We start from the raw sequence: 24,057 nt of genomic DNA, 5'->3' as shown, positions 1-24,057 counted from the left end.
AATGACTGACGGGGAGAAGGGCGAGTTCCTCATCGTCACGGGAATGTCCGGCGCAGGTCGGACGACGGTGGCGAACGCACTCGAGGATCTCGGCTGGTACGTCGTCGACAACCTGCCTCCGCAGATCCTGCGTCCGCTGCTCGATCTGACCGATATGGGCGGCACTGCTCTGCCGAAGGTCGCGGCGGTCGTCGATGTGCGCGGACGCAACCTCTTCGACGACTTTCCCGGCGTGGCGCGCGCACTGCGCTCCCGCGGTTCCGTTCGCGTGCTCTTCCTCGACGCGTCCGACGACGTCCTGGTGCGTCGGTTCGAGTCCGTGCGGAGACCGCACCCGCTGCAGGGCGAAGGTACCCTGCTCGACGGCATCCGCATCGAGCGAGCCCGGCTCGCGCCGATCCGGGAAGCAGCCGACCTGGTGATCGACACGTCGACGCTCAACATCCACCAGCTCGCCACCCAGGTCTCCGACATCTTCTCCGAGGAGGGGGAGGCGCGACACCGGGTCACGCTGCTCAGCTTCGGGTTCAAGTACGGGCTGCCGACGGATGTCGACATCGTCGCGGACATGCGATTCCTGCCGAACCCGTTCTGGAACGAGGAGCTGCGGGGTCTGACGGGGCAGGACGAGACTGTTCGCGAGTACGTGCTCTCCCGGGATGGCGCGATGGAATTCCTGGACGCCTACTCCGCGGCGCTGGTGCCGGTGCTCGAGGGATATCAGCGCGAGAACAAGAGTCACTCGACGATCGCGATCGGCTGCACGGGGGGAAAGCACCGCTCCGTCGCCATGTCGGAGGAGCTGTCGCGCCGCCTCGCCGCGATCCCGGGCGTCGCCGTGAACGTCCGTCACCGGGACCTGGGCCGAGAGTAGCGGGCCGTCCGGCCGAGTAAGCTGGACGTTTGCGTCGCGATCCGGCGCGTGAACGTGAAGGAGTGTCGTGGCACTAACCACCGACGTCAAGGCCGAGCTGGTCAGCATCCGCAATGCACCCCCGACGGTGCGAGTCGCGGAAGTGACCGCCATCCTCCGGTTCGCCGGTGGTCTGCATTCGATCGCCGGTCGCGTGGCCGTGGAGGCCGAGGTCGACGCGGAGACCCTTGCGCGCCGCGTCGCTCGTGACCTCGCCGAGATCTACGGTGTGCGACCCGAGATCGCCCAGGTCCAGTCGAGCACCGCGAACGACGGCGCACGCTGGGCGGTGCGCGTGATCGCGCAGGGGGAGACCCTCGCCCGTCAGACCGGGCTGCTCGACCAGCGTCGGCGCCCCGTGCGCGGATTGCCCAACAGGCTCACCACCGGCTCGCGGGCCGAGGTCGCCGGACTGTGGCGCGGTGCCTTCCTCGCCGCAGGATCCCTGAGCGAGCCCGGACGCTCGGCCATGCTCGAGGTCGTCTGCCCCTCGTCGGAGGCCGCGATGGCCCTCGTCGGTGCGGCGCACCGCCTTGGAGTCGCCGCCAAGGCGCGCGAGGTGCGCGGGATGCCCCGCGTGGTCGTGCGCGAGGGCGAGGCGATCCGCACCATCCTCAACGAGATGGGTGCACAGAAGACCGCCATCGCGTGGGAGGAGCTCCGCCAGCGCCGTGAGGTGCGTGCCGGCGTCAACCGTCTCGTGAACTTCGACGACGCGAACCTCCGCCGTTCCGCACAGGCCGCTGTCGCGGCGTGCGCACGTGTCGAGCGCGCACTGGAGATCCTGGCCGACGAAGTCCCCGATCATCTCAAGGTGGCCGGCGAACTCCGTCTGGCGCACCGCGACGCCAGCCTCGACGAGCTCGGCCACCACGCCGACCCGCCCCTGACGAAGGACGCCGTCGCCGGCCGCATCCGCCGTCTGCTCGCGATGGCCGACAAGCGCGCGCAGCAGGAGGGCATCCCCGGAACGGAAGCCGCGGTCCCCGTCGGACTCGACGTCTGATCCGCCTCTCGACCAAGACCCGCCGACCGGCACCCGGACGGCGGGTCTTTCGTCATACGACGGAAGGATCGGGGGCGCCGCCGCGTTGTCGTCAGTAGGATGAATCACGTCCGCTCTACGCCGCACATCGGCGGCGCGGAGGATCGGCAAGCGCCGCGGCGCGGCGCGGATTGGATGAAAGCGATATGGCGACCTACACGCTCCCCGACCTTCCCTACGACTTCGCAGCCCTGGAGCCGCACATCAGCGGCAAGATCATGGAGCTGCACCACGACAAGCACCACCAGGCCTACGTGACGGGTGCGAACACCGCACTCGACCAGCTCGCCGAGGCGCGCGAGAGCGGAAACCTCGCGAACGTCAACAAGCTCGAGAAGGACCTCGCCTTCAACCTCGGCGGTCACGTCAACCACTCGATCTTCTGGACGAACCTGTCGCCGAACGGCGGCGGTCAGCCCGAGGGTGAGCTGAAGGCGGCGATCGACGAGTACTTCGGCTCGTTCGAGAAGTTCCAGGCGCACTTCACGGCAGCGGCGACCGGCATCCAGGGATCCGGGTGGGCGGTCCTCAGCTGGGATTCGATCGGCTCGCGTCTGATCATCCAGCAGCTGTTCGACCAGCAGTCGAACACCGCGCAGGGCACGATCCCGCTGTTCCAGCTCGACATGTGGGAGCACGCCTTCTACCTCGACTACCTCAACGTGAAGGCCGACTACGTCAAGGCCGCGTGGAACATCGCGAACTGGGAGAACGTCGCCCAGCGCCTCGAGGTCGCCCGCAAGCAGACGAACGGCCTGCTGGTACTGTCGTAATCGGGTCGCGTCCCGACGGGCCACGGCTCGTCGGGACGCCCTCTCAGCCAAAAAACCCCGCGCTCCACGCGTGCTGGAAAGCAGCGTGCAGTGCACGAGAAACAGGGAGACCTGAGTGTCTGTCAAGATCGGTATCAACGGCTTCGGCCGCATCGGACGCAACTACTTCCGCGCGGCTCTCGCGCAGGGAGCGGACCTTGAGATCGTCGCCGTCAACGACCTCACCGACAACAAGACCCTGGCGCACCTGCTGAAGTACGACTCGGTGGGCGGCGTCCTCGACGCCGAGATCAGCTACGACGATGAGAGCATCACCGTCAACGGCAAGACGATCAAGGCGTTCGCCGAGCGCGACCCCGCCAACCTCCCCTGGGGTGAGCTGGGCGTCGACATCGTCATCGAGTCCACCGGCTTCTTCACCAAGGCTGAACTCGCCAAGAAGCACATCGAGGCCGGCGCGAAGAAGGTCCTCATCTCGGCCCCGGGCACCGGTGTCGACGGCACGTTCGTCATGGGCGTGAACGAGGACACGTACAACCCGGAGACCGATCACATCATCTCCAACGCCTCCTGCACGACGAACTGCCTCGCGCCGCTCGCCCAGGTCTTCAACGACGCGTTCGGCATCGACCGCGGCTTCATGATGACGGCTCACGCGTACACCGCCGACCAGAACCTGCAGGACGGCCCGCACAGCGACCTGCGTCGTGCACGTGCTGCCGCGATCAACATCACGCCGGCGTCGACCGGTGCTGCCAAGGCCATCGGCGAGGTGCTCCCGGAGCTCCAGGGCAAGCTCAGCGGCTCGTCGTACCGCGTTCCGGTTCCGACCGGCTCGATCGTCGACCTCACCCTCATCACCGACCGTGAGAACCTGACGGTCGACGAGGTCAACGAGGCGTACAAGAAGGCCGCTGCCGAGGGTCGCCTCGCCGGCTACCTCCAGTACAACGAGGACCCGATCGTCTCGAGCGACATCGTGCACAACCCGCACTCGTCGATCTTCGACTCGACGCTCACCAACGTGAGTGGCAACCTGATCAAGGTCTCCAGCTGGTACGACAACGAGTGGGGCTACTCCAACCGTCTCGTCGACCTGACCGAGTACGTGGCCGAGCGCCTCTAAGCTCAGACACATGACTCTGCGCACCCTGGACACTCTGGGGTCGCTCGAGGGCAAGCGCGTCATCGTCCGTTGTGATCTCAACGTCCCCCTGCGGGACGGGATCATCACGGACGATGGCCGTGTCCGCGCCTCGTTGCCGACCCTCAACGCACTCATCAATGCGGGCGCCCGCGTCGTCGTGTGCTCTCACCTCGGGCGGCCGGACGGCGCGCCCGACCCGAAGTACAGCCTGGAGCCGGTGGCCCAGCGCCTGTCCGAGCTGCTCGGTGCCCCGGTCGCGTTCGCACGCGACACGGTCGGCGAGTCGGCGAAGGACGCCGTGGAGTCCCTCGAGGACGGCGGAGTCGTCGTCATCGAGAACCTGCGGTTCAACCCGGGGGAGACCTCGAAGGATGACGCCACCCGTGCGGCTTTCGCAGCCGAACTCGCGGAGCTCGGCGATGTGCTGGTCTCCGATGGGTTCGGGGTCGTGCACCGCAAGCAGGCGAGCGTCTACGAGCTCGCCGAGCTGCTCCCGTCCGCGGCCGGTCTGCTGATCGCGACCGAACTCGACGTGCTCGACCGTCTGACCGAGAATCCCGAGCGTCCGTACGCGGTCGTGCTCGGCGGCTCCAAGGTCAGCGACAAGCTCGGCGTCATCTCGCACCTGCTGCCGCGCGTCGACAAGATCCTCGTCGGCGGCGGCATGCTGTTCACCTTCCTCAAGGCACAGGGTCACGCCGTGGCGTCGAGTCTCCTGGAAGAGGACCAGCTCGAGACCGTTCGCGGCTACATCGCGGAGGCGGCGGAGCGTGGCGTGGAGCTCGTGCTCCCCACCGACGTCGTCGTCGCCGCATCCTTCGGCGCCGATGCCGCGCACGAAGTCGCTGCAGCCGATGCGATCGAGTCCACGCCGTTCGGTGCCTCCGGCATCGGCCTCGACATCGGCCCGGAGACGGCGGCACGTTTCGCCGAGGTCATCCGCGAGTCGAAGACCGTGTTCTGGAACGGCCCGATGGGCGTGTTCGAGTTCCCGGCGTTCGCGGCGGGTACCAAGACCGTGGCGCAGGCGCTCACCGAGGTCGACGGCCTCAGCGTCGTCGGCGGTGGCGACTCCGCGGCGGCCGTGCGGCAGCTGGGCTTCTCCGACGACCAGTTCGGTCACATCTCGACCGGCGGCGGCGCGAGCCTCGAATTCCTCGAGGGCAAGAAACTACCTGGGCTGGAGGTCCTCGGATGGGCGTGAACTCCCGTACCCCGCTGATCGCGGGAAACTGGAAGATGAATCTCGACCACCTGCAGGCGGTCGCGTTCGTGCAGAAGCTGCACTGGACGTTGAAGGACGCGAAGCACGAAGACGGATCGGTCGAGGTGGCGGTCTTCCCGCCGTTCACGGACATCCGCAGCGTGCAGACGCTCATCGACGCGGACAAGATCCCGTTCGCGCTCGGAGCGCAGGACGTCTCGGCACACGACTCCGGTGCGTACACCGGTGAGGTGTCGGGGGCATTCTTGGCGAAGCTCGACGCGAAGTACGTCATCATCGGTCACTCCGAACGCCGTGAGTACCACTCCGAGGGCGACGACATCGTGGCTGCCAAGGTGAAGGCCTCGCTCAAGCACGGACTCGTCCCGGTGATCTGCGTCGGCGAGACAGCGGGAGACCTCGAGAAGTTCGGCGCCAGTGCGGTCCCGGTGTCCCAGCTCGAGGCCGCGCTCGAGGGCGTCTCGCCGAAGGCGGACATCGTCGTGGCATACGAGCCCGTGTGGGCGATCGGCTCCGGCCAGGCAGCGACCCCGCAGCAGGCGCAGGATGTCTGCGCCGCACTGCGAGCCGTCATCGCGAAGGTCCTGGGCGACGAAGCGGCTGCGCGCACGCGCATCCTCTACGGCGGCTCGGTGAAGTCGGGCAACATCGCCAGCTTCATGCGCGAACCCGATGTGGACGGCGCTCTGGTCGGCGGGGCGAGCCTCGTCGTGGACGAGTTCGCCGCGATCATCCGCTTCGAGAAGCACGTCGGCGTGTGAGTGCAGCGGGGCTTCGGCCCCGCTGCACCGTATACTTGACCGTTACGGGGGCGCTCCGGCCCCAGCGAAAGGCTCTTTCTCGTGGCAATTCTCGAGTTCGTCCTGCAGGTCGTGCTGGGCATCACCAGCGTTCTGCTGACCCTCCTCATCCTCTTGCACAAAGGCCGCGGCGGTGGCCTGTCCGACATGTTCGGTGGAGGCATGACCTCAGCGGTCGGCTCTTCCGGGCTCGCGGAGCGGAACCTGAACCGCTTCACCGTCGTCCTGGCTCTGACGTGGTTCGTCTCCATCGTCGCGCTGGGCCTCATCACGAAATTCGAGGTCATCTGATGGCTACCGGTGGAAACGCGATCCGCGGCACCCGTGTCGGCTCGGGCCCCATGGGCGAGCAGGACCACGGTTATCACGCCGACCGCATCGCAGTCTCGTACTGGGACGGTCTCGGCAACGAGACCGTGCGCTACTTCGCCGCCGGTCTCCCCGAAGAGGAGATCCCGGAAACGATCGATCACCCGCAATCGGGTCTTCCTGCCGGCCGCGACAAGGAGAATCCTCCTGCGCTCGCGAAGGCGGAGCCGTACAAGACGCACCTCGCCTACGTGAAGGAGCGTCGTACCGACGAGGAAGCCGTCCAGCTTCTGGACGACGCGCTCACGCAGCTGCGCGAGCGCCGGGGCCAGTGACCTCGGTCTGACCATCGAAGAAGCCGCCGCGAGTCATCGCGGCGGCTTCTTCCGTACCCTGACACCGTCTTCAGCGGCAGCCCGCTGCGGCGTCGATGTAGTTCTGCGGGGGATAGCCGTACGCCCACACCCCGTTGGCGTCGTCGGTGTAGCCCATGCTGATGGCCCACGCGGTCGCCCACTTCTCGATGCTGTCCTGGGTGGACGAGTCGTACATGCTCTGGCACTTCACGCTGATCGCGTGCCCCACCTCATGGGCGACGAGCGCCTTGCTCCGTGTCGAGGGCCACTGCTCCGCGACCGAGTTCGAGAGCTCGATCGTCGCGCGCCCGGATTCTCCCCACCACCAGGTGGTGTACCCGCCCATGCTGCCGTTGTAGCCGGCCCCGCTCACGACCGGCGACCAGTCGAAGTCGAGGAGCACGCCGGGAGCGAGGGACCGCGCGAAGGCCTCGATCTCGAGCCGCGCGTTCAACAGCGGGCCCGACTTCTCCGCCAGTTCCTCGCCCTCGGTGGCGACGACCCGCGCGGCCGCGTCCTGCAGGGAGACGTAGGCGGTCGCCGCATCCTCATCCACCATCGTCGCGGCGATTGCTTCGGCGGCCGCGTCGCGCAGGGCGATCACGGCCTCGTTGCGGGCGGAGAGGTGCGCGGCCTCGAACGCCGGAGCGGCCGCACCGGCGGCGTTGATCACGGCCAACCCACTCTCCACCACAGCCTCCTGCGTGTCTGCCGTCTCCGCGGAGGCGACAGCGAGCTCATCGGACAGCACGTCGAGATCGTGCCGTCGCTGTTCCAGCTCCGACGTGGCGCCGAACAGTTCCCAGAACCAGCCCGGTTTCGTGCCCACCCCGGCGATCTCGGTCGCGACCACGGCGTCGGCCTCGGAGGCGGCGGTGGTGCCGTCGGCGAGCGCTGAGGCGAGCCCCGCCTGGACCTCCTCGGGCACCGCGATCGGCTGGTTTCCTCGGGCGAGGATCTGTTCCGCCGCCCCGGTGACCGCACGGAGGCCCGCGATCTCCTCACGGACCTGCGTCTTCGTGGTCGACGTGGCCTCGGCGGTGCTCCCGTATCGCGACAGCGCGTTGTCGTACCCGAGGTTCGCCGTCACCTGAGCGAGTGCCAGCCCTGCGATCACGGCCGCTCCGCCGAGCAGTCCGAGGACCACGCCCGTGTGCTTCTTCCGTCGCGGCGATGAAGCAGCAGTGGGGGGACCGGCGGAGAGCAGGACGGGCAGCACGTGCCCGCCCGGGAGCGGCGCCGTGCCTGTCGCGGTCTGGAAAGGGGGCCGGTCGGTCACGTCGTGCCCATTCGATGATGCCTTCCGGTCGGAGACTGCGTGCAGCGATGCTGACAGCGTATTCGACGGGCGGACGCGAGCCGGAGAAGGTCACGGGGAATGCGAGAAGGCCCCCACCGATGGTGGGAGCCTTCTCGAGCGGAGGGGCTGACGGGAATCGAACCCGCATCATTAGTTTGGAAGACTAAGGCTTTACCACTAAGCTACAGCCCCGGATCCGGACCTTCGGAAAGGTTCGGTACCGACTCATCGACTATACCGGACTCTGGCGCATGCTCCGGTCCGTTAGACTCGGTGGGGCTGAATCCGCGTGCGGATTCCCCGGGGCGTAGCTCAGTTTGGTAGAGCGCCCGCTTTGGGAGCGGGAGGTCGCAGGTTCAACTCCTGTCGCCCCGACACAGCCCCCACGGACCTTACAGCCGCGAATCGAAGCGGAAATCACAAGGAGAACACACCAGCATGGCGAACAGCACCGTCGAGAAGCTGACCCCGACCCGGGTCAAGCTCACCATCACGGTCACCCCGGAAGACCTCAAGCCCAGCATCGCTCACGCGTACGAGCACATCGCTCAGGACGTGCAGATCCCCGGCTTCCGCAAGGGCAAGGTCCCGGCTCCGATCATCGACCAGCGCATCGGTCGTGGCGCCGTCATCGAGCACGCCGTCAACGAGGGCCTGGACAAGTTCTTCCGCGAGGCGACGGTCGAGCACAAGCTGCGCGTCGTCGGTCGCCCGGCTGCCGACATCACGCAGTGGCCGAACGAGAAGGATTTCTCGGGTGACCTGCTCGTCGACATCGAGGTGGATGTCCGCCCCGAGATCGAGCTGCCCTCCTACGACGGCATCACCGTGACGGTCGACGCCGTCGAGGCCGATGACGCCGCGCTCGACGCCGAGCTCGACAACATGCGCGCGCGCTTCGGCACGCTGGTCCCGGTCGACCGTCCGGCCGCCAAGGGCGACTTCGTCGAGCTCGACCTCGTCGCCACGATCGACGGTGCCGAGATCGACCGCGCCGAGGGCGTCTCCTACGAGATCGGCTCCGGCGAGCTGCTCGAGGGCATCGACGACGCGATCGAGTCGCTCACCGCCGGTGAGGACACCACCTTCCGCTCCGCTCTCGTCGGTGGCGACCACGCCGGCTCCGAGGCCGAGGTCTCCGTGACCGTCAAGGCCGTCAAGGAGCGCGAGCTCCCCGAGGCCGACGACGACTTCGCGCAGATCGCGAGCGAGTTCGACACGATCGCCGAGCTCCGCGAGAGCCTGGCCGAGCGCGTCGCTCAGCAGGGCGTCTTCACGCAGGGTTCCGCCGCGCGCGACAAGCTCGTCGAGGTGCTGCTCGAGCAGATCGAGATCCCCGTTCCGCCGCAGCTCATCGAGGACGAGGTGCACAACCACCTCGAAGGCGAAGGCCGTCTCGAGGACGAGGTGCACCGCGCCGAGGTCACCGAGGCGAGCGAGAAGCAGTTCCGCACGCAGGTGCTCCTCGACACGATCGCCGAGCAGGCCGATGTGCAGGTCTCGCAGGAAGAGCTCAGCCAGTACCTCATCCAGTCGGCTGCGCAGTACGGCATGGCTCCGCAGGAGTTCGTCGAGGCGCTGCAGTCCTCGAACCAGCTCCCGGCGCTCGTCGGAGAGGTCGCGCGCAACAAGGCCCTCGCGATCGCGCTCGGCAAGGTGAAGGTCGTCGACAGCAATGGCAAGGCCGTCGATCTGTCCGACTTCATCGTCACCGACGACGAGGCGGAGTCCACCGACGCCGAGTCCACCGACGCCGAGGAGAAGCCGGCCAAGAAGGCTCCGGCCAAGAAGCCCGCCGCCAAGAAGGCTCCGGTCAAGAAGGCCGATGACGCTGACGAGGCCGAGAAGCCGGCTGCCAAGAAGCCCGCCGCCAAGAAGGCTCCGGCTGAGAAGGCTCCGGCCAAGAAGGCTCCGGCCAAGAAGGCGGCCGACAAGGCCGAGTGATCGGACACGATCCAGTGAAGAGGGCGGGTGCTGCGGCATCCGCCCTCTTTTCCATCCAGGGAGGGCAATCATGAAGACGTGGGATGAGCGCATCGACGAGGTGTGGGACGACGCGACGGGTGAGGAGGTCGGTGACGACACCATCGCCCGCATCGACGCCCTCGCCGCCGAGCGCGGAGCAGGTGACGCCCGCGCCGAGTTCGAACGCGCGGGCGCGCGGGATTCCGCGGGAAGGCCCGCGGAAGCCATCGTTCTGTATCGGCGCGCGCTGGCATTGGGGTTGGATGCTGAGCATCGCCCGCAATGCGTGATCCAGATGGCGAGCTCGCTGCGGAATCTGGGCGAATACGACGAGGCCCTCGCCGTGATCCGCGCCGAGGAGCAGCTGTCGGCCGACGGTCCCTACCGTGACGCCATCGCGTGCGTGCACGCCCTCATCCTCGCAAGCGCGGGGCGACCGGCGCAGGGTCTCTCGGTGGCGCTGCTCGCCCTGGTCCCGCATCTGCCGCGCTACCACCGGTCGATGACGGCGTATGCCCGCGAGATCGCGGACGCCGACACCTGATATGCCGACGGCGAACACGGCCTGGGTGCCGCGTTGTCGCCGGTAGATTCGAATCACTGAAACACGGAATCAGGAGCTGACATGGCTGCAGAACCCCTCCTCGCAACGAGCGTCTTCGACAGGTTGCTGAAGGACCGCATCATCTGGCTGGGGTCGGAGGTGCGCGACGAGAACGCGAACGAGATCTGCGCGAAGATCCTTCTTCTCGCCGCAGAAGACTCCGAGCGAGACATCTACCTCTACGTGAACTCGCCCGGCGGTTCGATCACCGCGGGCATGGCGATCTACGACACGATGCAGTTCGTGCCGAACGACATCGTCACGGTCGGCATCGGAATGGCCGCATCGATGGGTCAGCTGCTGCTGACCGCCGGCACCAAGGGCAAGCGCTACATCACGCCCAACGCCCGGGTGCTGCTGCACCAGCCGCACGGCGGCTTCGGCGGCACGTCGAGCGACATCCAGACCCAGGCGCAGCTCATCATGTCGATGAAGAACCGCCTCGCGGAGATCACGGCGGCGCAGACCGGCAAGTCGGTCGAGCAGATCAACGCCGATGGTGACCGCGACCGCTGGTTCACCGCCGAGGAAGCGCTCGAGTACGGCTTCGTCGACCACATCCGCGAATCGGCCTCCGACGTCATCGGCGGCGGCGGAACCGACCAGGACACCGAGTAACGGAAAGCGAAAGGACGCTCATGTACACACCCACCTTCCGCTCAGCCGGTGACCTGCCTTCCAGCCGCTACGTGCTCCCGCAGTTCGAGGAGCGCACCGCCTACGGATTCAAGCGCCAGGACCCGTACAACAAGCTGTTCGAAGACCGCGTGATCTTCCTCGGCGTGCAGGTCGATGACGCGTCGGCCGACGATGTCATGGCGCAGCTCCTCGTCCTGGAGAGCCAGGATGCCGAGCGCGACATCACCATGTACATCAACTCGCCCGGTGGTTCGTTCACCGCGATGACGGCGATCTACGACACGATGCAGTACGTCGCACCGCAGATCCAGACCGTCGTGCTCGGCCAGGCGGCCTCCGCTGCGGCCGTGCTGCTCGCGGCCGGCGCGCCGGGCAAGCGCCTCGCGCTCCCGAACGCCCGCGTGCTGATCCACCAGCCCGCGATGGGCGAGGCGGGCCACGGCCAGGCCTCCGACATCGAGATCCAGGCCGCGGAGATCCTCCGCATGCGGACCTGGCTCGAGGAGACCCTCGCCGGCCACACGAAGCGCACGCCGGAGCAGGTGAACCGCGACATCGATCGCGACAACATCCTCTCCGCCGCACAGGCACTGGAGTACGGCATCGTCGACCAGGTCCTCACGACGCGCAAGCGCGTCTGACCCGATCGATCCCGAAGGGCGTCCGTCATCACGACGGGCGCCCTTCGTCGTGCCCGGCGGATGTGCAGAGCCCCCACGCTCGATTGCGCATATGAGCATCATGATGCGCGAACGCTGATGAGGGCCTACTCTGGGAGAGGAAGGAGGATGCCGTGGAAGAAGATCTGCTCATGGTTCGCGTCGCCGAGCTGTACTACGACGAGGACAAGACCCAGGACGAGATCGGCGGACTCCTCAAGATCTCCCGCTGGAAGGTCGGCCGCCTGCTGACGCAGGCTCGCGAACGCGGCATCGTGCGCATCGAGATCGTGCATCCCCGCGCCCGCAGGCTCGGCCTCGAGCGGCTTCTGGTCGACCGATTCGGACTGACGGACGCCGTCGTCGTGCCGGCCCCGGAAGGCGATGACGGCACGCTCGAGCGGGTGGCGCAGGCCGCCGCCGACTTCCTGACCGCACTGCGGCCGGTGCCCCGCACACTCGGGGTGAGCTGGGGGCGCACGCTCCGCGCCGTCGCCGAGGCGCTCCCGGATGGATGGGCGAACGGCGTGACGGTCGTGCAGCTCAACGGGGGAGTGAGCCTGAATCGGCGCTCCGGCGGGGCGGCAGGCCTCGCTGTCACGATCGCTCAGCGCGCGTCTGGCCAGGTCTCGCTGCTGCCGAGCCCGGCCATCCTCGAGCGTGTGGAGACGAAGCAGGCGATCGAGTCCGACCGCACCGTCGCTGCCGTGCTCGAAGAAGCAGCGGAGGCGCAGGCATTCCTGTTCACCGCAGGGCCGTGCGACGCTTCATCCGCGCACGTCGAGAACGGCTACCTCAGCGCTGAGGACGTGGAAGAGCTCGCGCGTCGCGGCGCCGTCGGAGACGTTCTCGGCCGCTACGTCGACGCCGAGGGGAACATCGTCGATTCGCAGCTCGATGCGCGAACGGTCGGCGTCTCGCTCGATCGTCTGCGCGGAGCCGCCCGCGCGATCTTCGTCACGGCGGGCCCCGCCAAGCACGACATCGCACGAACCGTGGTCACCAGCGGCCTGTGCGGCGTTCTGGTGACCGATGAGACCACAGCACGAGCATTGTTGGAGGAACAGTGACGACCAAAGAACTCAGCCGCAGGACGGCGGTGGACGTTCTGGGCGGAGAGCCCGACGACGCCACCCTCCGACGTTTCCTGCACGGACTCCCCGGTGTGGATGCCGTCGGTCTCGAGCAGCGCGCTGCCGGGCTCGGCACCCGCTCCATCAAGACCACCTCGAAGGCGTGGGCCCTCGACACGATCATCAAGCTGATCGACCTCACGACGCTCGAGGGTGCGGACACCCCTGGCAAGGTGCGCTCGCTCGTCGCCAAGGCGAAGACCCCCGACGCCGCAGACCCCTCGACTCCACGGGTCGCCGCGGTCTGCGTCTATGGCGACATGGTCGGCGACGCCGTCGTCGCGCTCGGCGGCCTGCACGGCGACCCCGACGACGGAATGATCTCCGTCGCCGCGGTGGCCACGGCGTTCCCGAGCGGGCGCTCGTCTCTCGCGATCAAGCTCGCCGACACCGCTGAGGCGGTCGCCGCCGGAGCCGACGAGATCGACATGGTCATCGACCGTGGGGCTTTCCTCTCCGGCCGCTACGGCCTCGTGTTCGACCAGATCGCCCAGGTCAAGGAAGCATGCCGTCGCGAGGACGGTTCATACGCCTCGCTCAAGGTGATCCTGGAGACCGGCGAGCTGAACACCTACGACAACATCAAGCGCGCCTCGTGGCTGGGCATCCTGGCGGGAGGGGACTTCATCAAGACCTCGACCGGAAAGGTGCAGCCCGCCGCGACGCTTCCGACGACTCTTCTCATGCTGGAGACCGTGCGTGACTGGCACCGCGGCACCGGCGAGAAGATCGGCGTGAAGCCGGCCGGTGGCATCCGCTCCTCGAAGGACGCGGTGAAGTACCTGGTGACCGTCGCCGAGACGGTGGGCGAGGAGTGGTTGCAGCCGCACCTCTTCCGGTTCGGCGCATCCAGCCTCCTCAACGATGTGCTCCTGCAGCGTCAGAAGCTCAGCTCCGGCCACTACTCGGGCCCCGACTACGTCACGATCGACTGACGGGAAGACGAACATGTCATTTCTGGAATACGCTCCCGCACCGGAGTCCACCGCGATCCTGAACCTCAAGGACAGCTACGGCCTGTTCATCGACGGCGAGTTCGTCGACGGTTCCGGCACCCCGTTCCACACGATCTCGCCGGCGACGGAGAAGCACATCGCCGAGATCGCCTCGGCCAGCGACGAGGATGTCGACCGCGCGGTCGCCGCCGCCCGTCGTGCCTACGAGAAGACCTGGTCGAAGATGAGCGGTCGCGACCGTGGGAAGTACCTCTTCCGCATCGCCCGCCTCGTGCAGGAGCGCGCTCGCGAGCTCGCCGTCGCCGAGAGCCTCGACAACGGCAAGCCGATCAAGGAGAGCCGTGACGTCGACGTGCCGCTCGTCGCCTCCTGGTTCTTCTACTACGCGGGCTGGGCGGACAAGCTCGACCATGCGGGTCTCGGCGCCGACCCCCGCGCGCTGGGCGTCGCCGGTCAGATCATCCCCTGGAACTTCCCTCTGCTGATGCTGGCGTGGAAGATCGCTCCCGCCCTCGCCGCGGGCAACACGGTCGTGCTCAAGCCCGCAGAGACCACGCCCCTCACGGCGCTGATCTTCGCGGAGATCCTGCAGCAGGCCGACCTGCCGGCGGGTGTCGTGAACATCGTGACGGGTGCCGGAGCCACCGGTTCCACCCTCGTGCGCCACCCCGACGTCGACAAGGTCGCCTTCACCGGTTCAACCGGTGTCGGCCGTGACATCGCACGGGCCGTGGCAGGCACCCACAAGAAGCTGACGCTGGAGCTCGGCGGGAAAGCTGCGAACATCGTCTTCGACGACGCCCCCATCGACCAGGCGGTCGAAGGCATCGTGAACGGGATCTTCTTCAACCAGGGTCACGTGTGCTGCGCCGGCAGTCGTCTGCTCGTGCAGGAGTCGATCCACGACGAGGTCGTCGACAGGCTCAAGACGCGTCTGTCGACCCTGCGTCTGGGCGACCCCCTCGACAAGAACACCGACATCGGTGCGATCAACTCCGCTGCGCAGCTGGCCCGTATCCGCGAGCTCAGCGACATCGGCGAGGCCGAGGGCGCCGAGCGCTGGACCGCGGACTGCGCCATTCCGGAGCAGGGTTTCTGGTTCGCACCCACCATCTTCACCGGTGTCGAGGCATCGCATCGCATCGCCCGCGACGAGGTCTTCGGCCCGGTGCTCTCGGTGCTCACCTTCCGCACGCCCGCCGAGGCGATCGCGAAGGCGAACAACACGCCCTACGGTCTCTCCGCCGGGATCTGGTCCGACAAGGGATCGCGCATCCTCGCTGTGGCTGACCGCCTGCGTGCCGGCGTGATCTGGGCCAACACCTTCAACCGCTTCGACCCGTCGAGCCCGTTCGGCGGGTACAAGGAGTCCGGATTCGGCCGCGAGGGCGGTCGCCAGGGTCTCACCGCCTACCTCAAGGGAGCCGCAGCATGAGCAAGCGACTGACTGTTCCGAAGACGTACAAGCTGGCGATCGGCGGGGCCTTCCCGCGGAGCGAGTCCGGCCGCACGTACGAGGTGCTCACGCCGAAGGGGGCCTTCCTCGCGAACGCCGCGAAGGGCTCCCGCAAGGACGCCCGCGACGCCGTGGTCGCCGCCCGATCCGCCGTCAAGGGCTGGTCCGGTGCGACCGCCTACAACCGCGGCCAGGTCCTGTACCGCGTCGCGGAGGTGCTGGAGGGGCGTCGCGCGCAGTTCATCGACGAGATCGCGGCTCAGGAGGGCGTGTCGTCCGCGGCCGCGGCCTCGCAGGTCGATGAAGCTATCGACCTCTGGGTCTGGTACGCCGGATGGTGCGACAAGTACGCACAGGTGGCGGGCAACGCGAACCCCGTGTCGGGGCCGTACTTCAACATCTCCGTGCCAGAGCCGACCGGTGTCGTGGCGATCGTCGCCCCGCAGGACTCGGCGCTGCTCGGTCTGGTGTCGGTCGTGGCTCCGGCTCTGGTCGCCGGGAACACGGTTGTGGTCGTCGCGAGCGAGCAGCACCCGCTCTCGGCCATCAGCCTCGCCGAGGTCCTCGCCACCAGCGACGTCCCGGGCGGAGTCGTGAACGTGCTGACGGGTTCGCCCGCGGAGATCGCTCCGTGGCTGGCTTCGCACCAGGACGTGAACGCTCTCGACCTGGCCGGAGCCGGCGCTCTCGACTGGGTCGACATGCAGATCGCCGCGGCGGAGACGCTCAAGCGGGTGCTCGCCCCGGGAGACGTCGTCGCCTCGCCGGAGCGGATCGGTGCCTTCACCGAGGTGAAGACCGTCTGGCACACCAAGAGCATGGTCTGACCGTTCTGACGACCTCATGAAGGGGGTCGGGAGCCTTCGCCCACGACCGGGCAGCTGAAGGCTCCCGGCCCCTTCATCGTTTCGCGATCCGATGTCGAATGCCCTCAATGCGGCCCGGTGTCGTATGCAGAGGTTAGGCTCGAAGAACGATCTCTGATCCCCCCTAGGAGGACGCGCATGGCCCGCATCGGTGAAAGCGCTGACCTGTTCAAATGCTCTTTCTGCGGAAAGAGTCAGAAGCAGGTCCAGCAGCTCATCGCCGGCCCCGGCGTGTACATCTGCGACGAGTGCGTCGAGCTGTGCAACGAGATCATCGAAGAGCGGATGGCCGAGTCGTCCGCAGACGGGGTCGCCGAGTTCGAGCTCCCGAAGCCGCGTGAGATCTTCGCCTTCCTCGAGGAGTACGTGGTCGGGCAGGAGCCCGCCAAGCGCGCTCTCGCCGTCGCCGTCTACAACCACTACAAGCGGGTGCGGGCACACGGCACCCTGCAGACGGCCGAGCAGAAGGCCGAAGAGGTCGAGATCGCCAAGAGCAACATCCTGCTCATCGGGCCGACCGGCTGCGGCAAGACCTACCTCGCGCAGACGCTCGCGAAGCGTCTCAACGTCCCCTTCGCGGTCGCCGACGCCACGGCGCTGACCGAGGCCGGCTACGTCGGAGAAGACGTCGAGAACATCCTCCTCAAGCTCATCCAGGCCGCGGACTACGACGTCAAGCGCGCCGAGCAGGGCATCATCTACATCGACGAGGTCGACAAGATCGCCCGCAAGGCCGAGAACCCGTCGATCACCCGCGACGTCTCGGGCGAGGGCGTGCAGCAGGCCCTCCTGAAGATCATCGAGGGCACGGTCGCCTCGGTCCCTCCGCAGGGCGGTCGCAAGCACCCGCATCAGGAGTTCCTGCAGATCGATACGTCCAACGTGCTGTTCATCGTCGCCGGGGCCTTCGCCGGTCTCGAAGACATCGTGTCGGCGCGCGTCGGCAAGCACGGCATCGGCTTCGGTGCCCCGCTGCACGACAAGGGCAAGGACCTCGACCTGTTCAGCGAGGTGCTCCCGGAAGACCTGCACAAGTTCGGGCTGATCCCCGAGTTCATCGGGCGTCTGCCGGTCGTCACCAATGTGTCGCCGCTCGACCAGGATGCATTGATCGACATCCTCACCGGGCCGCGCAATGCGCTGGTGAAGCAGTACCAGCGCATGTTCGAGATCGACGGCGTGCAGCTCGAGTTCGAAGAAGATGCGCTGCGATCCATCGCCGACCTGGCCGTCGAACGCAAGACCGGTGCCCGTGGACTCCGGGCGATCCTGGAGGACGTGCTCGGACCCATCATGTTCGAGATCCCCTCGGCGGAGGACGTCGCCAAGGTCATCGTCACCCGTGCAGCCGTCGATGAAGGCGCACCGCCGACGATCGTGATGGAGCGCAAGCGCAAGAGCGCATGAGCGCGGAGCCGGTTCCCTGGAAGACGGTGGCGAGGAAGACTCTCGTCGCCGACCGATGGATCCGACTGCATGAGGACAGCTGCGAAGACGTGAGCGGGCGCTCGATAGCCCCGTACTACGTGCTGGAGTACGGCGATTGGATCTCGGTCCTCGCCCTCGACCGGAACGACGATGCCATCCTGGTGGAGGAATATCGGCACGGTGCCCGCGTCGTGGCGCTCGGCACGATCGGCGGGGGAGTAGAGCCTGGCGAGGCTCCGGAGGATGCGGCCGCCCGCGAACTCCTGGAGGAGACGGGCTTCGTGGCAGATGAGCTCATCGACCTCGGTGCGACGTGGGCGAACTTCGGCAACCACACCAACCGCGTGCATCACTTCCTCGCTCGCGGATGCACGCGCATCGCGGAGCAGTCGCTCGACGACAGCGAGTCGATCGCCGTGCACGTGCTGTCACTGGACGGACTCGGCGACCGCCTCTCGCAGAGCTACCACCAGCTCACCTGGTACAAAGCGATGGAGCAGCTCGGACGATGCGTCCCGCCGATCCCGTAGACGTCTGATGACCTCAGGCGGTCGGCATGACGAGATCGGTGCGCAGCTCTGACGGGGTGGTGCTCGGGTCGGACACGTAGATCTCGATCCAGACGCCGCCGGGACGGAGCCCCTGGGCGCCTGCACGCTCGACGAGACCACCCCAGGCGCCGCCGAGCTCCTCGTAGGAGCCGAACAGGGTCGTCGCGACCGCAGGGCCCGCGGGCAGCCTTGAGGCGACGATGACGCGCCCGCTGGCCGTGGGGATCGGGTTCTCCGGGGGAGTCTGCACGGGGAAGCCGAGTTCGAGGTCGAAGACGTCCATCGGATCTCCGTGATAGATCGCGAGCGCGGGGCCGGTCGGGACCAGCACGTCTCCGGCGAAGGTGAGCGCGATCGCCGAGTAGCCGGCGTCGAATGCCTCCTGGATGTCGGCCAGACGGATGCCGTTGTGGCGGATCACCGCGAGGGGGACGGCGTCGAGGTCGAGGCGGTCCGCGGGACCGAATGGGGACTCAGGGAATGCGTTCATGCGCTCAGAGTCTCACGACTCCGTCGCCCAGTCCACGGCGCTTCAGGAGCGGTTCGATCTCGGCATCGCGGCCACGGAAGTCGCGGTAGGCGTCGAGCGGATCCTTCGAGCCGCCCACCCCGAGCAGACGCCGACGGAACCGGTCGCCGTTGCCCCGGGTGAGGCCGCCGTTCGTGCGGAACCACTCGACCGTGTCGGCGTCGAGCACCTCGCTCCAGATGTACGAGTAGTAGCCCGCGCTGTACCCGCCGGAGAAGACGTGGGCGAAGTACGTCGACGAGTACCGTGTCGGGACGGCCGAGTCGTCCAGGCCGATGTCCGCCAATGCGGCAGCCTCGAACGCGGCGACGTCGGTGACCTGCACGTCGGTGCCGAGGCGATGCCAGGCCTGATCCAACCAGGCCGCCGCCAGATACTCGCTGGTGGCATGCCCCTGGTCGAACGTCTCGGTCGCTCGCAGGCGCTCCACGATCGCGGGGTCGAGCGGCGCACCGGTCTCGTGGTGGCGTGCGTAGTTGTCGAGCACCTCAGGCCACAGGATCCACATCTCGTTGACCTGGCTCGGGAACTCCACGAAGTCGCGGAACACATTCGTCCCGGCGAAGTGTGGGTAGGTCACGGTCGCGAAGAGTCCGTGCAGCGCATGCCCGAACTCGTGGAACAGCGTGGTCACCTCATCGAGAGTCAGCAACGTCGGCTCGCCATCTCCCGGAAGCGGCACGTTCAGGTTGTTGACGACGACGGGAGCCGTGCCGCGCAGGCGCGATTGGCTCACGATCGCGTTCATCCACGCGCCGCCACGCTTCGAGTCCCGGGTGTACAGATCGAGCACGTACAGGCCGACCGCGGTGCCGTCCTCATCGCGCACCTCGAACACGCGTGCGCCGGGATGGTACGCGGCGAGGTCGTCTCGCTCGGAGAAGGTGACGCCGTAGAGTCGGGTCGCCGCGAAGAAGACACCTTCCTGCAGGACGCGCTCTGCCTCGAACCAGGGGCGCAGCGCACTGGAGTCGATGTCGTACCTGGCTGTACGCACTCGTTCGGTGTAGAAAGCCCAGTCATGCGCCTCGACCGGGAAGGGTGCTGCCTCGGTCTCGTCGACGATCGCCTGGAGGGCCGCGTGCTCGGCACGGGCGTTGCGCGCGGACGGGGCTGCGAGGCGACGGAGCATCTCTTCGACGGCATCCGGAGTTCCAGCGGTCTCGTCGGCGGTGATGTAGGCGGCGTGCGAGTCGTAGCCGAGCAGTGTGGCGCGTTCCGCCCGCAACCGCACGATCTCGAGGAGCACCCCTCGGTTGTCGTTGGCATTGTCCCGGGATCCGCGCGCGAGCGAGGCGGCCATGATGCGCCGCCTCGACTCCCGTACGCGCAGCTGTGCCAGTGCAGGATGCCCGGTGAAGAGCGGCAGGGTGATCAGGTACCTGCCGTCGAGGCCCCTGTCCGCTGCCGCGCGCGCGGCGGCTGACAGCTCTCCCGCGCTCAGCCCGTCGAGCTCGTCGGCGGTGTCGAAGACCACGGCGAGGTCGTTGGTGTCGTTCAGGAGGTTGCGTTCGAACGTGTTCGTCAGCGTCGAGAGCTTCTGGTTCAGTGCGGTCAGCTGCGCCTTGGCCTCGTCGTCGAGACCCGCACCCGCGTGGGTCATCTCGCGGTGGTGGCGCTCCACCAGGTAGCGCTGCTCAGGGTCGAGATCCAGGGAGTCACGCTGGTCGTACACGTGCTGCACCCGCCAGTAGAGCTGGCCGTCGAGCGTGATCGCGTCCTGATGCGCGGCCATGAGCGGTGCCAGCTGCTCATCGATCGCCTGGATCTCGGGCGTCGCATCGGCCGAACTCACGGTATAGAAGGTGTGCGCCACGCGGTCGAGGAGCTCGCCGGATCGTTCCAGCGCCTCAAGCGTGTTCTCGAACGTCGGCATCGAGCGCACCATGGTGATGCGCGCGATCTCGCGACGCTGCTCCTCGAAACCCGCCTGGAACGCGGGGAGGTAGTGCTCGGGCCGGATCGCGCCGTAGTCCGGGAGGCCGTAGGGGAGCGTCGACGGCTGCAGCAGCGGATTCGTGGCGTCGGTCATCCTCCGAGCCTATCCACCCCGGCTGTCCAGGCTCAGGAACCGTCCTCGCTCAGGCGCGTCATCACTCCGCGCAGCGCTTCCACCACCACGCGGACCGATCGACGACGCAGGGTCTCCGGGCGGGCGAGCAGATCGATCATCCGGTGCGTGCTCACCCCCTCGAGCGGGATCCGCACGATCTCGCGATCATCGACGCTCCGTGAGGTGAAGCGCGGCAGCATTCCGATCACCCCACCTGCCGCCACGACCGCCGACACCGCGCCGTAGTCGTTGATGCGGTGCTGGATGTCGACAGGGTGGTGGGCGACGGCCGACACCGCACGAAGGACATCGTCGGGGGAGTAGCCGATGCGACTGGTGACCCATCTCTGTCCTGCGACGTCGGCCGGAGTGAGGCTGGCGCGGCCGGCGAGAGGGTGGGAGATCGAGACGGCGACATCGAGGGGCTCACGTATGAGGGTGAGACTGCGCACGCCTTGCGTGGGCCAGGGGTCGGAGTGCTCCATGCGGTGCGCGAGCACGAGGTCGTAGCGGGCGGTGAGCGCGGGGAACTCGCTCTGCGCGACATCCTCGTCGGTGAGCTGGACCGTCGGCGCATCCTCTGCGGACGCCAGTACCCGCACCAGCGCGCCGAACAGGGCCTGCCCGACGCTGTGGAATCCGCTGATGCTCACGACTCCCGTCGCGGCTCCCTCGAACTCGTCGAGGGCATGCCGTGCTGCGGCCATCGCGTCGATCGCCTCGGCGCCGGCCGTCGCCAGCACTTCACCGGCGGGCGTAAGGGCGAGGGTCCGGCCGATCCGGCGTGTCAGCGGTGTCGGAACACCCCTCTGCAGGGCTGCGAGTTGCTGGGACACCGCAGACGGAGTGACTCTGAGCGCGTCGGCCACGGCGGTCACGCTGCCGAGGGCGCCGAGCTCCCTCAGGATCTGCAGTTGATGGAGTTCCACGACCACAGTGTAGATCTCGCTACATCGACGGTGCAGACGATGCCGATTGTTCTACAACGTCAGGTGCGGTGTGATCGAGATCATGAAGGCACTGTTCAAAGCCGCAGCCGGTGCGGGACTCGAGCTCGTCGAGCGCCCCGACCCGACCGCCGGAACTGACGACGTCGTCATCCGCGTGCTGCGCACGGGGATCTGCGGCACCGATCTGCACATCCTCCGCTGGGACGAATGGGCGGCGTCCGCGATCGCCGCACCGCTGATCCCCGGCCACGAGTTCTACGGGGAGGTCGTGGAGGTCGGCCCTGGCGTGCGCGACATCGCCGTCGGCGATCGGGTCTCCGGCGAAGGACACATCGTCTGCGGCACCTGTCGCAACTGTCGAGCGGGTCGCCGCCAGATGTGCATCCGCACGATCGGTCTCGGTCTGCAGCGCGACGGCGCCTTCGCGGAGTACCTCGTGCTGCCCGCGGCGAACGTCTGGGTCCATCACTCGGAAGTGACCCCCGAGCTGGGGGCCATCTTCGATCCCCTGGGCAATGCCGTGCACACAGCGCTCACCTACCCACTCGTCGGAGAGGACGTGCTCGTCACCGGCTGCGGACCCATCGGGCTGATGGCGATCGCCGTCGCCCGGCATGCGGGAGCACGGTTCATCACGGCGACGGACGTCAGCGCGCCGCGTCTGGAGATGGCCCGCCGGATGGGCGCCGACGAGGTCGTCGACGTCTCGGTCCGCGACATCCGCGAAGCGCAACAGGCGCTCGGCATGCGGGAGGGCTTCGACATCGGATTCGAGATGAGCGGTGCGCCGTCGGCCCTCCCCGCCATGATCGACAACATGAACCACGGCGGTCGCATCGCGATGCTGGGTCTGCCGAGCGCGGGATTCGGCATCGACTGGGGCAAGCTCGTCACCCACATGCTCACGATCAAGGGCATCTACGGGCGCGAGATGTTCGAGACGTGGAACGCGATGGGAGCGATGCTGCAGACCAGCGCCTCCCTGCGGGACGCCATCGGCCGCGTGATCGCGGAGGTGGTCCCCGCTCGCGACTGGGAACACGGATTCGCCGCGGCCGAGTCGGCGGGAACAGGCAAGATCATCCTCGACTGGACGGAGCTGTGATGTACGGGACTTTTCAGAAGCATGTGTCGGATGAGCTGGCGGGCATCGAGGAGGCCGGGCTCACCAAGCATGAGCGCGGCATCCGCGGCCCCCAGAACGCGGAGATCACCGCCGACGGCGCAGAGGTGCTGAACTTCTGCGCCAACAACTACCTCGGGCTCGCCGACGACCCGCGCATCCTCGACGCGGCGACGACGGCCTTGCAGGAATGGGGCTATGGGCTTGCGAGCGTGCGCTTCATCTGCGGCACCCAGGAGCAGCACCTCGAGCTGGAGCGTCGGCTCGCCGACTTCCTCGGCACGGACGAAGCCATCCTGTACTCGTCATGCTTCGACGCGAATGGCGGCGTGTTCGAGACGCTCTTCTCCGCCGAGGACGCCATCATCTCGGACGAGCTGAACCATGCGTCGATCATCGACGGGATCCGGCTCTCGAAGGCGCAGAGGCTTCGCTATCGAAACCGCGACATGAGCGATCTCGAAGAGCAGCTGAAGGCGGCGGAAAAGGCCCGGTTCCGGGTGATCGTGACGGACGGCGTGTTCTCGATGGATGGGTACATCGCGCCGCTCGCCGAGATCTGCGACTTGGCCGAGCGCTATGACGCACTGGTCTTCGTCGACGACTCGCATGCCGTCGGCTTCGTGGGGGAGAACGGTCGGGGGACGCCGGAGCTGTGCGGGGTCGCCGATCGCGTCGACATCTACACCGGGACGTTCGGCAAGGCGCTGGGCGGTGCATCGGGCGGGTACGTCGCCTCGCACGCCGAGATCGTGGCCCTGCTGCGTCAGCGCTCTCGTCCCTATCTGTTCTCGAACACACTCGCTCCCGCGATCGTGGCCGGAACCCTGACCGCCCTCGATCTCGTCGAGGGGTCCGCCGACCTTCGTGCGCGTCTGCGCCGCAATGCCTCCCTGTTCCGCGAGCGCATGACCGCCGAGGGATTCGACCTGCTCCCCGGGGAGCACCCCATCGTGCCCGTCATGTTCGGCGATGCGGCGAAGACGGCGAGGATCGCCAGGGAGATGCAGGAGCGCGGCGTGTACGTGACCGCATTCAGCTTCCCCGTCGTGCCGCGCGGGCTGGCGCGGATCCGCGTGCAGCTGTCGGCGGCTCACACACCCGAGCAGGTCGAGCGCTGCGTGGAGGCCTTCGTCGCCGCACGCGCTGTCGTCGACTGACCCTGCAACTGACCCTGCAACTGACCCTGCGACGGGCCCTGCACCTGACCCTGCGACAGAACCGGGGCTAGTTGCAAAGATACCCTTGCAAAGAAATCTTTGCAAGGGTATCTTTGC

24 protein-coding genes and 2 tRNA genes are annotated in these 24,057 nt (G+C 67.5%); 21 read left to right on the top strand and 5 right to left on the bottom strand.

Annotated elements, in window-relative coordinates; genetic code table 11:
* Nucleotide 1 precedes the first annotated feature (1 nt).
* The 8 genes from rapZ (at nt 2) to L687_RS40235 (ending at nt 6,547) form a co-directional block, all read left to right on the top strand.
* Complete coding sequence (rapZ, locus tag L687_RS40270) at nt 2-874, top strand: RNase adapter RapZ (protein ID WP_021201519.1); 873 nt, start codon at nt 2-4, stop codon at nt 872-874.
* 67 nt (nt 875-941) lie between these two features.
* Nucleotides 942-1,919 carry a DNA-binding protein WhiA gene (whiA, locus tag L687_RS40265; protein ID WP_017830285.1) on the top strand — a complete coding sequence of 326 codons (978 nt, stop codon included), beginning with the start codon at nt 942-944 and terminating at the stop codon, nt 1,917-1,919.
* Between the two features lie 185 nt (nt 1,920-2,104).
* Nucleotides 2,105-2,731: a superoxide dismutase gene (locus tag L687_RS40260; protein ID WP_021201518.1), complete on the top strand. Its 627-nt coding sequence runs from the start codon at nt 2,105-2,107 to the stop codon at nt 2,729-2,731.
* Between the two features lie 115 nt (nt 2,732-2,846).
* The gene (gene gap, locus L687_RS40255; protein WP_021201517.1) at nt 2,847-3,857 is read left to right on the top strand and encodes a type I glyceraldehyde-3-phosphate dehydrogenase; all 1,011 of its coding nucleotides are present in this window, start codon (nt 2,847-2,849) and stop codon (nt 3,855-3,857) included.
* Between the two features lie 10 nt (nt 3,858-3,867).
* Entirely contained in the window at nt 3,868-5,082 is a 1,215-nt protein-coding gene (locus L687_RS40250) for a phosphoglycerate kinase (RefSeq protein ID WP_021201516.1), read from the top strand.
* Entirely contained in the window at nt 5,073-5,864 is a 792-nt protein-coding gene (gene tpiA / locus L687_RS40245; protein ID WP_021201515.1) for a triose-phosphate isomerase, read from the top strand. Before L687_RS40250 ends, tpiA begins: the two co-directional genes overlap by 10 nt.
* Before the next feature lie 81 nt (nt 5,865-5,945).
* Entirely contained in the window at nt 5,946-6,194 is a 249-nt protein-coding gene (gene secG / locus L687_RS40240) for a preprotein translocase subunit SecG (protein ID WP_017202783.1), read from the top strand.
* Complete coding sequence (locus tag L687_RS40235) at nt 6,194-6,547, top strand: RNA polymerase-binding protein RbpA (protein WP_017830291.1); 354 nt, start codon at nt 6,194-6,196, stop codon at nt 6,545-6,547. Before secG ends, L687_RS40235 begins: the two co-directional genes overlap by 1 nt.
* A 70-nt stretch (nt 6,548-6,617) precedes the next feature.
* Here the strand turns inward: L687_RS40235 and L687_RS40230 are convergent, their stop codons facing one another.
* Together L687_RS40230 and L687_RS40225 are read right to left on the bottom strand one after the other, a co-directional pair.
* Entirely contained in the window at nt 6,618-7,847 is a 1,230-nt protein-coding gene (locus tag L687_RS40230) for a hypothetical protein (protein WP_021201514.1), read from the bottom strand.
* Nucleotides 7,848-7,989: 142 nt separating this feature from the next.
* Nucleotides 7,990-8,060, bottom strand: a tRNA-Gly gene (locus L687_RS40225).
* 109 nt (nt 8,061-8,169) lie between these two features.
* On the opposite strand from L687_RS40225, the gene L687_RS40220 reads away from it, so the two are divergent.
* The 11 genes from L687_RS40220 (at nt 8,170) to L687_RS40170 (ending at nt 18,104) form a co-directional block, all read left to right on the top strand.
* Nucleotides 8,170-8,243, top strand: a tRNA-Pro gene (locus L687_RS40220).
* A 63-nt stretch (nt 8,244-8,306) separates the two neighbouring features.
* Nucleotides 8,307-9,812, top strand: coding sequence for a trigger factor (tig, locus tag L687_RS40215; protein ID WP_021201513.1), 1,506 nt, complete (start codon nt 8,307-8,309; stop codon nt 9,810-9,812).
* A 70-nt stretch (nt 9,813-9,882) separates the two neighbouring features.
* Nucleotides 9,883-10,377 carry a tetratricopeptide repeat protein gene (locus L687_RS40210; RefSeq protein WP_021201512.1) on the top strand — a complete coding sequence of 165 codons (495 nt, stop codon included), beginning with the start codon at nt 9,883-9,885 and terminating at the stop codon, nt 10,375-10,377.
* An 81-nt stretch (nt 10,378-10,458) separates the two neighbouring features.
* A complete protein-coding gene (locus L687_RS40205; protein WP_017830295.1) occupies nt 10,459-11,055 on the top strand; it encodes an ATP-dependent Clp protease proteolytic subunit in 597 nt (198 codons plus the stop codon).
* 20 nt (nt 11,056-11,075) lie between these two features.
* Nucleotides 11,076-11,717, top strand: coding sequence for an ATP-dependent Clp protease proteolytic subunit (locus tag L687_RS40200; protein ID WP_021201511.1), 642 nt, complete (start codon nt 11,076-11,078; stop codon nt 11,715-11,717).
* A gap of 152 nt (nt 11,718-11,869) precedes the next feature.
* Nucleotides 11,870-12,805: a sugar-binding transcriptional regulator gene (locus tag L687_RS40195; protein WP_021201510.1), complete on the top strand. Its 936-nt coding sequence runs from the start codon at nt 11,870-11,872 to the stop codon at nt 12,803-12,805.
* Complete coding sequence (gene deoC, locus L687_RS40190) at nt 12,802-13,803, top strand: deoxyribose-phosphate aldolase (protein WP_021201509.1); 1,002 nt, start codon at nt 12,802-12,804, stop codon at nt 13,801-13,803. Before L687_RS40195 ends, deoC begins: the two co-directional genes overlap by 4 nt.
* Nucleotides 13,804-13,816: 13 nt before the next feature.
* Nucleotides 13,817-15,259: an aldehyde dehydrogenase family protein gene (locus L687_RS40185; RefSeq protein ID WP_021201508.1), complete on the top strand. Its 1,443-nt coding sequence runs from the start codon at nt 13,817-13,819 to the stop codon at nt 15,257-15,259.
* Entirely contained in the window at nt 15,256-16,107 is an 852-nt protein-coding gene (locus L687_RS40180) for an aldehyde dehydrogenase family protein (RefSeq protein WP_021201507.1), read from the top strand. Before L687_RS40185 ends, L687_RS40180 begins: the two co-directional genes overlap by 4 nt.
* Before the next feature lie 177 nt (nt 16,108-16,284).
* Nucleotides 16,285-17,553: an ATP-dependent Clp protease ATP-binding subunit ClpX gene (clpX, locus tag L687_RS40175; protein WP_021201506.1), complete on the top strand. Its 1,269-nt coding sequence runs from the start codon at nt 16,285-16,287 to the stop codon at nt 17,551-17,553.
* Complete coding sequence (locus L687_RS40170) at nt 17,550-18,104, top strand: NUDIX hydrolase (protein WP_021201505.1); 555 nt, start codon at nt 17,550-17,552, stop codon at nt 18,102-18,104. The genes clpX and L687_RS40170 overlap by 4 nt, the downstream gene beginning before the upstream one ends.
* Before the next feature lie 13 nt (nt 18,105-18,117).
* Here the strand turns inward: L687_RS40170 and L687_RS0122185 are convergent, their stop codons facing one another.
* The 3 genes from L687_RS0122185 to L687_RS40160 are packed head-to-tail and all read right to left on the bottom strand — an operon-like array spanning nt 18,118 to nt 21,636.
* Nucleotides 18,118-18,615 (bottom strand): GyrI-like domain-containing protein, encoded by a 498-nt coding sequence (locus L687_RS0122185; protein WP_021201504.1) that lies wholly within the window; start codon nt 18,613-18,615, stop codon nt 18,118-18,120.
* Nucleotides 18,616-18,619: 4 nt separating this feature from the next.
* Nucleotides 18,620-20,686, bottom strand: coding sequence for a M3 family metallopeptidase (locus tag L687_RS40165; RefSeq protein WP_021201503.1), 2,067 nt, complete (start codon nt 20,684-20,686; stop codon nt 18,620-18,622).
* Between the two features lie 32 nt (nt 20,687-20,718).
* A complete protein-coding gene (locus tag L687_RS40160; protein WP_029258194.1) occupies nt 20,719-21,636 on the bottom strand; it encodes a LysR family transcriptional regulator in 918 nt (305 codons plus the stop codon).
* An 82-nt stretch (nt 21,637-21,718) separates the two neighbouring features.
* On the opposite strand from L687_RS40160, the gene tdh reads away from it, so the two are divergent.
* Nucleotides 21,719-22,762, top strand: coding sequence for an L-threonine 3-dehydrogenase (gene tdh, locus L687_RS40155; RefSeq protein WP_031208257.1), 1,044 nt, complete (start codon nt 21,719-21,721; stop codon nt 22,760-22,762).
* The gene (locus L687_RS40150) at nt 22,762-23,940 is read left to right on the top strand and encodes a glycine C-acetyltransferase (RefSeq protein WP_021201500.1); all 1,179 of its coding nucleotides are present in this window, start codon (nt 22,762-22,764) and stop codon (nt 23,938-23,940) included. Before tdh ends, L687_RS40150 begins: the two co-directional genes overlap by 1 nt.
* Nucleotides 23,941-24,057: the final 117 nt, after the last annotated feature.

This window comes from Microbacterium maritypicum MF109, from assembly GCF_000455825.1.
Taxonomy (GTDB): domain Bacteria; phylum Actinomycetota; class Actinomycetes; order Actinomycetales; family Microbacteriaceae; genus Microbacterium; species Microbacterium maritypicum_A.
This window is presented reverse-complemented; position numbering and strand designations above follow the sequence as displayed.

Excerpts from the sequence above, each read along its gene's own strand:
- tpiA (WP_021201515.1), top strand. The coding sequence starts at position 5,073 with ATGGGCGTGAACTCCCGTACCCCGCTGATCGCGGGAAACTGGAAGATG.
- L687_RS40150 (WP_021201500.1), top strand. The coding sequence starts at position 22,762 with ATGTACGGGACTTTTCAGAAGCATGTGTCGGATGAGCTGGCGGGCATC.
- L687_RS40260 (WP_021201518.1), top strand. The coding sequence starts at position 2,105 with ATGGCGACCTACACGCTCCCCGACCTTCCCTACGACTTCGCAGCCCTG.
- L687_RS40250 (WP_021201516.1), top strand. The coding sequence starts at position 3,868 with ATGACTCTGCGCACCCTGGACACTCTGGGGTCGCTCGAGGGCAAGCGC.
- L687_RS40235 (WP_017830291.1), top strand. The coding sequence starts at position 6,194 with ATGGCTACCGGTGGAAACGCGATCCGCGGCACCCGTGTCGGCTCGGGC.
- L687_RS40180 (WP_021201507.1), top strand. The coding sequence starts at position 15,256 with ATGAGCAAGCGACTGACTGTTCCGAAGACGTACAAGCTGGCGATCGGC.
- L687_RS40205 (WP_017830295.1), top strand. The coding sequence starts at position 10,459 with ATGGCTGCAGAACCCCTCCTCGCAACGAGCGTCTTCGACAGGTTGCTG.
- L687_RS40185 (WP_021201508.1), top strand. The coding sequence starts at position 13,817 with ATGTCATTTCTGGAATACGCTCCCGCACCGGAGTCCACCGCGATCCTG.
- L687_RS40165 (WP_021201503.1), bottom strand. The coding sequence starts at position 20,686 with ATGACCGACGCCACGAATCCGCTGCTGCAGCCGTCGACGCTCCCCTAC.
- clpX (WP_021201506.1), top strand. The coding sequence starts at position 16,285 with ATGGCCCGCATCGGTGAAAGCGCTGACCTGTTCAAATGCTCTTTCTGC.
- rapZ (WP_021201519.1), top strand. The coding sequence starts at position 2 with ATGACTGACGGGGAGAAGGGCGAGTTCCTCATCGTCACGGGAATGTCC.
- tdh (WP_031208257.1), top strand. The coding sequence starts at position 21,719 with ATGAAGGCACTGTTCAAAGCCGCAGCCGGTGCGGGACTCGAGCTCGTC.
- L687_RS40210 (WP_021201512.1), top strand. The coding sequence starts at position 9,883 with ATGAAGACGTGGGATGAGCGCATCGACGAGGTGTGGGACGACGCGACG.
- L687_RS0122185 (WP_021201504.1), bottom strand. The coding sequence starts at position 18,615 with ATGAACGCATTCCCTGAGTCCCCATTCGGTCCCGCGGACCGCCTCGAC.
- L687_RS40170 (WP_021201505.1), top strand. The coding sequence starts at position 17,550 with ATGAGCGCGGAGCCGGTTCCCTGGAAGACGGTGGCGAGGAAGACTCTC.
- tig (WP_021201513.1), top strand. The coding sequence starts at position 8,307 with ATGGCGAACAGCACCGTCGAGAAGCTGACCCCGACCCGGGTCAAGCTC.
- L687_RS40200 (WP_021201511.1), top strand. The coding sequence starts at position 11,076 with ATGTACACACCCACCTTCCGCTCAGCCGGTGACCTGCCTTCCAGCCGC.